We start from the raw sequence: 1115 nt of genomic DNA, 5'->3' as shown, positions 1-1115 counted from the left end.
ATCATAAAATCTTTAAACCGCTTTGTACGGTACCTTTTTATCGATTTAAATGCATATCTAATTACAAAACCATTAGCACTTTTCACTATTTTGCTGGTTTAAGCCGCTTTACCACGCTGCCCTTCACAATCTTCAGGCTTGCCTATTCTCATGAATGAAATACGCTTCCCTCCCAATGCCTTATTGCGTGTATTTTCAACGGCTAGGAATATTTTCTCAGCAGCACCATAGAGAGCGCATTCCAAACCTCGACAATACTTCGCAAGATCAGCAGAAGATGGTACAAACGTTGTTGACATGCCTTCTGCCTCACCACGTATAAGATTTTTAACAGCTTGCAATAAAGACCATAGTGAAACACCGTCAAGAGCCGCGATATAAGCCTTTGCACGCACCTCTACATTCGAAACTTTTTGCATTGTCAAACCACCTTCAAGCACATCAAGAGCCTCTGCCATGTCTTCAATAGTAGCTTTCAAAGCAAGCAAGTTTTGAACAGTCTGATAAGCTTCTAAAGCTTGTTTCTCTAGGGTTGGCATCAATTGAGTGCCACCTATCAATGTCCATGGAAACTCCTGCGTTACATATTTTCCCATCTGTTGCACGGTATTTTGTAGAGGCATCACTAAGCTGCGTTGCACCGATAATATTACGGATTGCTTCTCCGGTACCACCACTAACTCTTTGATTTTTTGAAAATCTTTCATTGTTTGCACCTGATTTATTGATTTCGTATTTTTTTGAGTTTCGAACCCAATTGCGCCACGTTGCTTGCCAATCCGTTTTGGTAGCGTCCTTTCCGGTCTTGGCTTTCCAATAATCTTTAAATTTTTCGATTTCGACTTTCACGCGTTCTGGAGGCAAGCCTTCTGCAATTGCAAAATCGTAATCGGGTTCAAAATCCTCAGGCAATCGACAACCTCGATCTGTTCTCACCCGTTTTTCTTTCTTAGGAACGCTTTCTTGCTTGTGAAGCATGGGGGGCAGTACCCCACCTATGGCTTCTGCAAGTGTGGTGGCAATCTTTGGCAAATTGCGTGATGGCAGTTTCGCCAGCTCTTTCTCGTCAATATGCCACCGGTGTTTAATATCGCATTGAGTATCAATACTTGGCT

1 protein-coding gene and 1 pseudogene are annotated in these 1115 nt (G+C 42.4%); both read right to left on the bottom strand.

Annotation, left to right across the window (positions count from 1 at the left end; genetic code table 11):
- Positions 1-98: 98 nt before the first annotated feature.
- On the bottom strand, positions 99-479 hold the full coding sequence (locus ABD915_RS09735) for a hypothetical protein (RefSeq protein WP_345117754.1): 381 nt from the start codon (positions 477-479) through the stop codon (positions 99-101).
- Positions 463-1115 (bottom strand): annotated as a pseudogene (locus ABD915_RS09730) (hypothetical protein); the annotation flags it as partial. The pseudogene ABD915_RS09730 and the gene ABD915_RS09735, both read right to left, overlap by 17 nt.

Source organism: Bartonella jaculi (assembly GCF_039543045.1).
GTDB classification, from domain to species: Bacteria; Pseudomonadota; Alphaproteobacteria; order Rhizobiales; family Rhizobiaceae; genus Bartonella; species Bartonella jaculi.
Note: the sequence above shows the minus strand (reverse complement) of the source record. Positions and strands in the feature narration are given on the sequence as shown.